5 protein-coding genes and 1 pseudogene are annotated in these 10,353 nt (G+C 59.7%); 5 read left to right on the plus strand and 1 reads right to left on the minus strand.

Going from position 1 to position 10,353, the window contains the following annotated elements; all coding sequences use genetic code 11:
- Positions 1 to 179: 179 nt before the first annotated feature.
- Positions 180 to 2,321 (minus strand): annotated as a pseudogene (locus tag ACESNB_RS04280) (copper-translocating P-type ATPase); the annotation flags it as partial.
- Between the two features lie 336 nt (positions 2,322 to 2,657).
- Between ACESNB_RS04280 and ACESNB_RS04285 the strand changes: the two are divergent.
- The 5 genes from ACESNB_RS04285 (at position 2,658) to ACESNB_RS04305 (ending at position 10,195) form a co-directional block, all read left to right on the plus strand.
- Positions 2,658 to 2,933: a metal-sensitive transcriptional regulator gene (locus tag ACESNB_RS04285; protein WP_373004340.1), complete on the plus strand. Its 276-nt coding sequence runs from the start codon at positions 2,658 to 2,660 to the stop codon at positions 2,931 to 2,933.
- Positions 2,934 to 3,499: 566 nt separating this feature from the next.
- Positions 3,500 to 4,738 carry a TolC family protein gene (locus ACESNB_RS04290; RefSeq protein WP_373004342.1) on the plus strand — a complete coding sequence of 413 codons (1,239 nt, stop codon included), beginning with the start codon at positions 3,500 to 3,502 and terminating at the stop codon, positions 4,736 to 4,738.
- Positions 4,735 to 6,561 (plus strand): efflux RND transporter periplasmic adaptor subunit, encoded by a 1,827-nt coding sequence (locus ACESNB_RS04295; RefSeq protein WP_373004345.1) that lies wholly within the window; start codon positions 4,735 to 4,737, stop codon positions 6,559 to 6,561. The genes ACESNB_RS04290 and ACESNB_RS04295 overlap by 4 nt, the downstream gene beginning before the upstream one ends.
- Entirely contained in the window at positions 6,558 to 9,764 is a 3,207-nt protein-coding gene (locus ACESNB_RS04300; RefSeq protein ID WP_373004347.1) for an efflux RND transporter permease subunit, read from the plus strand. The genes ACESNB_RS04295 and ACESNB_RS04300 overlap by 4 nt, the downstream gene beginning before the upstream one ends.
- Entirely contained in the window at positions 9,761 to 10,195 is a 435-nt protein-coding gene (locus ACESNB_RS04305; RefSeq protein ID WP_373004350.1) for a copper-binding protein, read from the plus strand. The genes ACESNB_RS04300 and ACESNB_RS04305 overlap by 4 nt, the downstream gene beginning before the upstream one ends.
- The last annotated feature ends 158 nt before the right edge of the window (positions 10,196 to 10,353 follow it).

The following is a 10,353-nucleotide window of genomic DNA, read 5'->3' on the forward strand; positions in this document are numbered from 1 at the left end:
GGTTGCCCAGCAGATCGTCCGCGTTCTCAACGCCGCTCAGCAGCTCGTCTAATACTTCCTTGGATATAGTCATTGTCGTCATGCTCCTTCAGTTTGGAAGCATGGGCCAAATTACTCATACACAGAAGATCGGACACTCTCAGCAAGGGTCAGGCTACCTTTGACGTACGAACTGCCCATTAGAGTTTCACACTGCGAGGGCGCAGGGCATTGGCAATCACGGACACTGAAGACAGGCTCATTGCGGCGGCGGCGATCATCGGGCTCAACAACAGGCCGAACACGGGGTAGAGAACGCCCGCCGCCAGCGGTATGCCCAGCGTGTTGTAGAAGAACGCGAAGAACAGGTTCTGCCGGATATTGCGCATTGTCAGCATGGCTGAGCTCGATCGCCCTGGCGATGCCCAGCATGTCGCCCTTTACGAGCGTGACACCCGCGCTTTCCATGGCGACATCCGTGCCGGTGCCCATGGCAATACCGACATCGGCCTGCGCCAGTGCAGGCGCATCGTTGATACCGTCACCGGCCATGGCGACTACTTTACCGGATTTCTGTAGCTCGCGAACGATACGGTTCTTGTCCTCGGGAGAAACATCCGCCCGGACGTCCTCAATTCCGACCTGGCGAGCCACCGCAAGGGCTGTCGCTTCGCTATCGCCCGTCAGCATGACGACCGTCAGTTCGTGCGCGTGCAGTCGCGCGATCGCCTCTCTGGTTGTTGATTCGATCGGGTCAGCAACGCCAATCAGACCGGCCGCCTTGCCGTCCACCGCCACGAACATGACCGTCTGGCCTTCGTTGCGATAAGCCCCGGCCGACTTGAGCCGTGCTTCATCAAAGTCCCCGACCCGGCGCATCATCTTGGCATTGCCGATGGCGACCGATTTGCCATCCACAATGGCCTGCGCCCCTTCACCCGTAACGGATTCAAAATCGTGGGCAGACTTCGCTTTGATACCTTTCTCCTCAGCGCCTCGCATGATCGCCGCTGCCAACGGATGCTCGCTCGCAGCCTCTACAGCCGCGACAAGCGCAAGCAGTCTCGATTCGTCCCAGCCCTCGGCAGCCCCACAGTGACAAGATTCGGCTTGCCCACGGTCAGTGTCCCGGTCTTGTCGACAATGACCGTGTCGACCTTCTCCAATGTCTCAAGTGCCTCGGCATTACGGATCAAGATACCGTTCTGGGCGCCTTTACCCGTCCCGACCATAATGGACATTGGAGTCGCAAGACCGAGCGCGCACGGACATGCAATGGTCAGGACAGCAACTGCATTGACCAGCGCAAAAGTCTTAGCCGGATCGGGGCCAAAGATGGCCCATACGATAAATGTCAGGAACGCAACGGCCACAACGGCGGGAACGAACCATGCGGCGACCATATCCACGAGATGCCGGATTGGAGCCCGCGACCGCGGCGCCTCCGAGACTATCCGCACGATCTGCGCCAGCACCGTGTCGTCGCCGACATGTGTTGCAACGATAATGAGGGCGCCGGTTGCGTTGACGGTGCCGCCCGTGACCTTGTCGCCGGCTGCTTTTGTAACGGGCATGGATTCGCCGGTCACCATGGACTCATCGACGCTCGAACGCCCCTCGATCACTTCGCCATCCACCGGGACTTTCTCACCGGGGCGCACGCGTAGCCGATCACCTGATGTCACTTGGCTCAGGTCAACATCTTCCTCGCGGCGATCATCGCGAATGATCCGCGCCGTGGGCGGGGTCAACTGCAACAGTGCGCGGATGGCGCCCGAGGTTGAACGACGTGCACGCAGCTCCAGAACCTGTCCCAGCAGCACCAGCGCAACAATGACGGCGGCCGCTTCGTAATAGACGTGGACGCTTCCATTCATGTCCCGAAAGCTGTCGGGGAAGAGGCCGGGCGCCACAGTCGCCACCAGGCTGAACAGGAAGGCGGTGTCAACGCCGAGCGCGATCAGCGTGAACATGTTCGGGTTCATTGCCCGGACAGACCGTCGGGCGCGCACGAAGAAGGGCACTGCGCCCCACAGGACAACCGGCGCTGCCAGCGCGAGCTGAATCCATTGCGCAACACCTGCGGGTAGCCATCCATGCAGTGGCCAGTCGGGGAGCATGTCGCTCATGGCGTAGACGAACAGGGGGAGGGCGAGGGCTGTACTGATCCAGAACCGGCGGGTCATGTCATCCAGTTCGCTGGTGTCTTCTTCAGCCGAAACAGTCTCAGGTTCCAGAGACATGCCGCAGATAGGACAGCCAATATTGGAGGTTTCCCGGACTTGCGGGTGCGTCGGGCAAGTCCACACGGTGCCGGAATAGCTATCCGGGAAATGGTCATAGGCTGTATCCGGCTTTGCGGCCCTTCCGCCTTCATGACAGCATCAAGGCGCGGAATGTGGCGCGTGATGATGGGCGTGGTCGTCAGATGACGTGTTCATGCGCCTGGCCACCAAAGGTTGCTTCATCTGAACAAATACCCCATAGGGGTATATACAAGGGCCGTCGTCAAACAGGGCCCATCCAAGCGGACGGTCAGGTCAGGAAATTAAGGCGTGATGGGCCGGTAAGTTATTGCGAACGACATGCAGATCGTGTCAGTCGCTCCAACAGCTGCTGCTGCAAGGACTTTGAGATCACCTGAACCATATACATATACCCCATAGGAGGGATTGCTCATGAAAGACACCACTCGCGACGCTGCCACAAAACGCCTCGCCCGGATCGAAGGGCAGGTGCGCGGCGTGGCGAAGATGATTGCAGCCGACCGGTATTGCATCGATGTCGTACGCCAGGTGCAGGCGATAAAAGCAGCGCTTGGTGGATTGGAAAACGCGATTTTAGAGGATCATTTGGCGACTTGCGTAGAAACAGCGCTGACTGGAGACAATCTCGCCGAACGACGAGAAAAGGTCGAGGAATTGGTTGCGGTGCTCGGCGGTCGCAAAAAGTAGTATCACGATTTAGTCAAATACAGTGTCAGGGTATATGAAGCCTTATTCTTTCATGAGTATAAGGATAGAATGTTAGTCCTCGTCCGCCTTCTTCTCGTGCTTGTCGCGACCGCCATGGTCGCATGCCCGGTGATGGCTTCTGATCTCCACGCGCATGACGAAAGCGTTGCGGCAGTGTCCAAGGGCACCAGCGTGCAGGTATCTACCTGTCACGATGAACTTCGACCGGATGGTGCAGAGCCAGGAAATCTGGATGGGCCGTGCCCTGACCGCAGTGATTGCAGCATCGCTTCAATCATTCAGGCCGCGCCCGCGCCATATGTCTCAGCCCCCGGCGAAACAAATAATTTTGTTGCCATTCCGGCAGGGGATTTCTCCTCGGATCTCTTCTTCATAAAGGGCTTCGCAACCGGCCCTCCGGTGCGGCGGCGTGCACAACGTGCCTTCACGCCACTCGTCCTGAAACAACGTCTCCTGATCTGATCAGCACAACAATCGCTCTGCCGCGCGCCTGAAGGCTCGCGGTCGTTTGCTTTGTTCTTCTGCTTCAGTTCCAGGAAAGATCCATGTTCAATCAGCTAACTCGCGTCTTGCTGCTGGCAGCGACCGCCGGTATCGCATCGCCGACTTTCTCGGATGCGCATGCCCAAAGTATCGGTCAGCTGGAGGCAGAACTCGCGCGCCATCCCGCTCTGGATGCCATGCAGTATCGCTCCGACGCTGATCGTGAACGCGCCACGGCCGGACACGCGCTTCCCGATCCGGTCGTATCGCTCGGCCTCAACAATCTACCCGTATTCGATCCCGCTTTCGACAGGTTCCTTCCAACCAACAAGGCTGTGGGGGTGCGCCAGCAGTTTCCTGCAGGCGCCTTGCGAGACGCCCAGTCGATGGGAGCGACGAACCGCGCCGTTCAGACCGATGCGGCGCGCGATTGGCAATATGCCCAATTGCGCGCAGAGCTGCGCATTTCGCTGATTGAACGTACGCGCATCTTGGAACAGCGTCGCCTCGCGCTCGCCCGGCGCGAAAAGTATGCCGAACTGACGGACGTCATTCAAAACGAGATCGATGCCGGCCGCCCCGCACTGTTCAGACTGGCACAAGTTGATATTGAGCGGGCGGACATTGACCGCGCCCTCGCTGAACTGGGCGCCGAAAGCGCTGATATCGACGCCAGACTGGTCGACCTGGTCGGCGCGGTACCAGATACGGCCGCGCCTGTGCCGGCCGTCGCCGAATGGACGGGGGAGGCCGGCGCCTTCCATGCTGTTCGTATCGCAGAGGCGTCGGTCGGCGTTGCCGATGCCGGCGTCGATCAGGCGGCCGCCGCATATAAACCAGAGTGGGGCGTGCAGCTGACCTATCAGCAACGCGAAAACGGCCGCGGTGGCATGGCATCCACCTTTGCTGGCGATGACTGGGTCTCGGGCATGGTGACATTCACTGTTCCCATCTGGGCTGCGCAGAGCCAGGAACCCCGGCTGCGCGCGGCCAAAGCGGACCGGAGTGCGGCACGTGCCCTGTCCATGGCGGCCGCGAGGCGCGCGGCATCCGACTATGCGGGCTTTCTGGCAACTCGGCGTGCAGCTGCCGAATCGCTGACGGTCCTCAAGCAGAAGATCCATTCTCTTGAGGACCAGCGAGACGCCTTGCTCACAGTCTATGAGTCCGGCGCCGGAGACTATTCGCCGATCATCGATGGCGAACTCGCGATCCTGCTTCTTCAGTCGCAAACCGCAGCCGAAGCGGCGCGCCGCGACGGCGCAACCGAGCGCCTCAATGCCCTTCTGGTGACATCATGAAAAATACCATTGTAACAAGTTCGCTCGCCTTGACCCTTTTGCTGGCCGCTTGTGGCGGCGCTGACTCCAACGCGGCAGCGATGCGTGGGGCGGATGTGTCAGCCGATGCCGGCGGGCAGGTGCAGTCCTACACCTGCCCAATGCATCCGCACTATGTATCGACCGACGCTGACGGGACCTGTCCGATCTGCGGCATGGATCTCATACCTGCCAAGGCAACACCCACAGCAGGCAAGGGCAAGGGGGACGTCCTCTACTATAAGAATCCGATGGGCCTGGCTGACACGTCGCCGGTTCCCAAGAAGGATTCCATGGGCATGGACTATATCCCGGTCTATGCCGAGCCAAGCGCCGGGAGCGGCATCGCCGTGCCGTCTGAAATGTTGCAGACCATGGGCGTTCGAACGGCGCGCGCACGCTTTGCTTCATTCGGACGGACGGTGCGCGCATACGGCAATGTGCAGTCGAACGAGCGCACGGAGTCAGCCTCGACCTCAAGGCTTGAAGGCTGGATTGAAAGCCTCACGGTGCGCGCGGAAGGCGATGCGGTTCGTCCCGGTGCCTTGCTGTACCGAATCTACAGTCCCGACCTGATTGGCGCACAAAAGGACTACCTGGCATCGGTCAAGATTGGCAATGAAGCCCGGATCGCCTCTGTTCGCCAGCGCCTTCGTTCACTTGGCATGCAACCCGCCACAATATCTCAGCTGGCCAGCACCGGTCAGCTCATCGAACGCGTCCCGGTCTATGCCGAAACCGGCGGGATCGTGAAATCCCTCGACGTCCGGGAAGGTGATTACGTCAAACCGGGCACGCCCGTTCTGCGCCTCCAGTCATATAGCGATGTCTGGGTCATCGCATCTGTCGCGGAGAAGGATCTGCCCTTCATAGACACAGGGCTGCCGGTATCTCTCTCCATTCCAAGTGCACCGGACGCGGCGGGTAAGGGGAAAGTCGACTATATCTATCCGACAATCGATCCGAAGACGCGTACGGCGCAGGTGCGCATTCTCGTCGACAACGCATTGGGCGCGCTGCGTCCGGGCGCCTATGCTGATGTCACGTTCGACCTTGACGGCGAAGCGCGCCTCTCGATTCCGAGCGAAGCCGTGCTGCGTGACAGCTCCGGCGCGCATGTTGTTGTCGCACTTGGCGATGGCAGATTTGACGCGAGGGCCGTTCAAACCGGTGTGTCCGCGCGTGGGCTGACGGAAATCCTGGACGGAATAAAGCTTGACGAAGAGGTGGTTGCCAGCGGCCAGTTCCTGCTCGATTCCGAAGTCAACCTCCGCGAAGGGCTGGCAAAGCTTAGCGGACCAACAGCCGGAGGGAATCCGGACACGCCCCTTGACGAACTCGTCACCAATTCCAGAACGCTGGCCCAGGTCGACCATCTGACGGACATGGCTCTGTATTTTCACGAGGCGCTGACAGAAGGGTACCCGATCGATCCGGCTTTCCTCGCGCCGGCGATTCAGGCCGGCGAAACGCTCGGCGTGCGGTTCACCGGTACAAGGCTGGCGCCAGTCCTCGAAGACGCGGTGACCGCGCTGATGTCCGCTACGGACTCCACGGATGAGTTGACAACACGCAATGCCCTGGCGGCCCTGATGACTGCGCTTGACCCTTGGCTCATGGAAGGCGCTCCCGCCCATTACCGTGACGCAGGTCTTACATTCTATCGCGAAACCGAAACCGGGCGCGCCTGGCTGCAGCAGGACGGTCAGCTGACCAATCCCTATGGAACAGTCAAGGCAGAGAAGATCGCGTGGCCTGATCCCATGAAGATGAATATGAGCGACATGTCTGAGGCGCCACAATGAGCGCGTCTTCCGATCATGACCTTGCTGGCCGCGACCCGTCGCTGTCGGCTATAGCCAGACTTATTTCCTGGTCTGTAGCCAATCAGCTGATTGTGATGACGCTTGCGGTTGCGCTTGCGGTTGCTGGCTGGCTCGCGATCCAGAACACCCCGCTTGATGCCATTCCGGACCTGACGGATACACAGGTCATTATCCGGACGGAGTTTCCGGGCCAGTCGCCGCAAATTGTCGAAGACTTGGTGACCTATCCATTATCGACCAGCCTGCTTGGCCTGCCAAAGACAAAGGATGTGCGCGGGGCGTCGATGTTCGGCACCAGCTTCATCTATGTCATCTTCGAAGACGATGTGGACCTCTATTGGGCAAGGTCGCGCGTGGTTGAAGCCCTGTCCAGGCTCGGGTCTGAGCTGCCTGCAGGCGCGACGCCGCAGATCGGACCAGACGCGACGGGAGTTGGCTGGATCTACCAATACGCACTGGTCGACAAGACGGGGGGGACCGACCTTGCCGAATTGCGCTCCCTGCAGGACTGGTTCCTCAAACTGGAACTGTCCGGCGTCGAGGGCGTGGCGGAAGTCGCTTCCGTCGGCGGCTTCGTCCGGGAGTTCCAGGTTCTGGTCGACCCGAACCGGTTGCGCGCATTCAACGTTCCGATCCGGCGCGTCGCTGAAGCGGTAAGGACTGCGAGTGGCGAGGTTGGCGGGCGGGTGCTTGAGCAGGGTGAAACCGAGTTCGTTATCCGGTCCTCCGGCTATGTCGAGCGCAGTGCGGACCTGGAACAGGTCGTGGTCAAGGCCGAGGATGGCACGCCGGTAACACTCGGCGATATTGCGCGCATCGTCGAGGGACCGGCCTTGCGCCGCGGTGTCGTCGAACTCAATGGAGAAGGCGAGACGGTCGCTGGCATCATCGTCATGCGGGACGGCGCGAATGCGCTGGACGTCATCAAACGCGTGAAGACGAAGCTGGCAGACCTCCAGCGCGGCCTTCCCGAAGGCGTGGAGATCGTCACCGTCTATGACAGGGCACCGCTGATCGAAGGGGCCGTCGAATACCTCAAAGGAAAACTTCTGGAAGAGGGAGTCGTGGTGGCGCTGGTCGTCTTCATTTTCCTCCTTCACTTCCGGGCAGCATTCGTCGCCATCATTACGATACCGCTCGGTGTGCTAGGGGCGTTCCTGATCATGTCAGGCCAGGGCGTGACGGCCAACATCATGTCGCTCGGCGGGATCGCCATTGCGATCGGCGCAATGGTCGATGCCTCAATCGTCATGGTCGAGAATGCCAGCCGGAGGATGTCGGAACTCGGTGACACCGCTACGCCAAAAGTGCGAAGAGAAGCCCTGGTCCACGCGGCCCAGGAGGTCGGACCGGGGCTGTTCTTCTCTTTGCTGATTATCGCGGTTTCCTTCCTGCCGGTGTTTGCGCTCACGGGAGAAAGCTACCGTCTCTTTTCGCCCCTTGCGTTCACGAAGACCTATGCCATGGCCTTCGGCGCCGTCCTGTCGGTGACGGTCGTGCCGGTCCTGATGGTCTGGCTTCTGCGCGGACGCATGAAACCGGAAAGCGCCAACCCGCTCAACCGGTTCTTCATCTGGCTATACAAACCGATACTGCATGCAGCGCTGCGCTTCAAATGGTTGACGATCGGGCTGGCATTGCTGGTCATGGCCAGCGTCATTCTGCCGGTCCAGCGTCTCGGCACAGAATTCATGCCCGCGCTCTATGAAGGCGAACTTCTCTACATGCCAATAGCGCTACCGGGTGCCTCCTCAACCAAAATGCGTGAAATCCTCGGTCAGACAAACCGGCTCATATCGACCGTTCCGGAAGTCGAGCGTGTTTTTGGGAAAGCGGGCCGGGCTGATACTGCAACGGACCCGGCTCCCCTGACCATGATCGAAACATGGATCCAGCTGAAGCCGAAATCCGAATGGCGGCCGGGTATGACACCGGACAAGATTACTGACGAGCTGAATAGCCGGCTCCAGATGCCTGGCCTGGTGAACTCCTGGGGCTATCCCATCAAGATCCGTATGGACATGGTGTCGACCGGAGTGCGCACCCCGATTGGTGTGAAGGTCACCGGCGACAGTCTTGAAGAGATAAGCCGCATTACAAGAGAGATCGAATCGGTGGTGTCCGAGGTTCCAGGGACCAGGTCTGCTTTCGCCGACCGTGTTCTCGGGGGCCGATATCTGGAGATCACACCGGACCGGGCTGAGCTGGCCCGCCGAAACATCGACATGGGTGTGTTCCAGTCGGTCATACAAACCGCTCTTGGGGGCATGAAACTCGCCGAATCCGTTCAGGGGCGCGAACGCTACGATATTATCCTGCGCTATGACCGCGCGTTCCGGGAAACCAGTACAGACCTTGAGAATATCCTCGTGCCGACACCGGAGGGGGCCCATATTCCCCTCGGCGAGATTGCCAGTGTCGCCTATACGGAAGGTCCGCCCATGATCCGGTCGGAAAATGCGCGGCTGACCGGATGGGTCTTCGTCGATATCACCGGTCGCGACCTGGGCGGCTATGTTGCTGATGCCAGAAAAGCCGTGGCCGATGTTGTCGAACTGCCGCCAGGCTACGCCGTGGAATGGTCCGGCCAATATGAACAGATGCAGGCTGCCAATGCCCGGTTGAAGATTGCCATTCCGGCGGCTGTCGGACTGATTTTTCTTTTGCTCATGCTGCATTTTGGTAAATTTGATCGCACCGCCATGATCATGATGTCACTGCCTTTCGGCCTGGTTGGTGGGCTATGGGCGGTCTGGCTTGCGGGCTACAATTTGTCGGTCGCCGTCGCCGTGGGCTTCATTGCGCTCGGTGGCATCGCCGTTGAGACCGCCGTTATCATGCTGCTTTATATCGACCAGCAGGTCAGGCTCGAACGACCGGAAAGCCGCGCACAATTGTTCGCCGCCGTGAGCCATGGCGCGGCCATGCGGGTCCGACCGAAACTGATGACGGTGACAGTCGTTATGGCCGGTCTCACGCCGATCTTCCTGACGGAAGGGTTGGGGTCGGACGTAATGCGCCGCATTGCCCTGCCCATGCTCGGGGGTATGATTTCAACAACCGTTCTGACCCTGATCGTTGTCCCCGTAATTTACTATATCTGGGTCGGACGAAAACTGGACACGCTAGCGGGATCGGATTCGCCGGTTCCTGTCGAAATCATCGAAGGAGAAACAGCATGAAAACAATAAAGGGCATGAAGGCGAGCATCATCTTGAGTGGGCTGGCATCGACACTCGTCGCTTGCGGGCAAGCCTCGGACCCATACGCCACGGCCGCGAGACCAGAAGCTGCGAGACCAAGCCAGCCTACGAACCCGGCATTGAAACAAGGACTATCGGGAGAGGGACAAGGTACGATTATATCGATCGGACCGGATGGTGACTTCCTGACGATTGATCATGGTCCGATTGATGGTGTTGGAATGGGGGCGATGACAATGGGGTTCGACACGCTCTCGAGCGTGGATCTCTCGGAGCTCTCGAAAGGAGCTAAGGTTGCATTCAGGGTCAAACAGGGCCGGGATGGCAGCTTTCGTGTGACGGCAGTTTGCGATGTGCAAGCATCAGGATACGATTGCCTGACCGCGAGAGTTGGGGAGCAACTCCCTTGAATCACGCCGCCCATTCTTGAACCGCCCCGGTAACCCCGGAGGCAATTTGGTTGGGGTCATGCAGCGATAGCGGTTTCCTTCAGCGCTGCATAGTAGTTGGCCTCGGCTTCTGCCGGTGGGATGTGTCCGATGGGCCCCAGGAGTCTTCGGTTGTTGAA

It is taken from the genome of Hyphomonas sp., assembly GCF_041689225.1.
Classification (GTDB): domain Bacteria; phylum Pseudomonadota; class Alphaproteobacteria; order Caulobacterales; family Hyphomonadaceae; genus Hyphomonas.

Coding starts and splice junctions, on each gene's coding strand:
- ACESNB_RS04285 (WP_373004340.1), top strand. CDS start 2,658: ATGAAAGACACCACTCGCGACGCTGCCACAAAACGCCTCGCCCGGATC.
- ACESNB_RS04290 (WP_373004342.1), top strand. CDS start 3,500: ATGTTCAATCAGCTAACTCGCGTCTTGCTGCTGGCAGCGACCGCCGGT.
- ACESNB_RS04295 (WP_373004345.1), top strand. CDS start 4,735: ATGAAAAATACCATTGTAACAAGTTCGCTCGCCTTGACCCTTTTGCTG.
- ACESNB_RS04300 (WP_373004347.1), top strand. CDS start 6,558: ATGAGCGCGTCTTCCGATCATGACCTTGCTGGCCGCGACCCGTCGCTG.
- ACESNB_RS04305 (WP_373004350.1), top strand. CDS start 9,761: ATGAAAACAATAAAGGGCATGAAGGCGAGCATCATCTTGAGTGGGCTG.